This window comes from Flavobacterium anseongense (genome assembly GCF_021608185.1).
Lineage (GTDB): Bacteria > Bacteroidota > Bacteroidia > Flavobacteriales > Flavobacteriaceae > Flavobacterium > Flavobacterium anseongense.
The window spans coordinates 1-276 of record NZ_JAKIHN010000040.1 but is presented as its reverse complement, the minus strand read 5'-3'; the positions used below and the strand labels follow the sequence as shown (position 1 = coordinate 276).

Here is a 276-nt window from a genome sequence, read left to right as displayed (position 1 = left end):
GTAGCCGGATTGATAGTCAGTCCGGCAGTAGAAGAATAGACTCCACCGGTATAAGCTCCTGTTCCTGTTAAAGTCACGGATTGTGCCGTAGCCACAGAAGAACAAAACGGCGTTGCATAACTAATACTTGCTGTCGGCAGAGCCGTAATGGTTACTGAAGTTGTAGCAATTACAGCTGGGCATCCGCCACCAGCCGCAATGGTATAAGTAACAGTATAAGTTCCAGCAGTTGAAGAGGAAGGCGCAATGGCTCCGGTAGCCGGATTGATAGTCAGC

1 protein-coding gene is annotated in these 276 nt (G+C 49.3%); it reads right to left on the bottom strand.

Going from position 1 to position 276, the window contains the following annotated elements:
* Positions 1–276 (bottom strand): hypothetical protein (locus L1S35_RS13265; protein WP_370641073.1); only part of this gene is annotated, 276 nt, incomplete at both ends.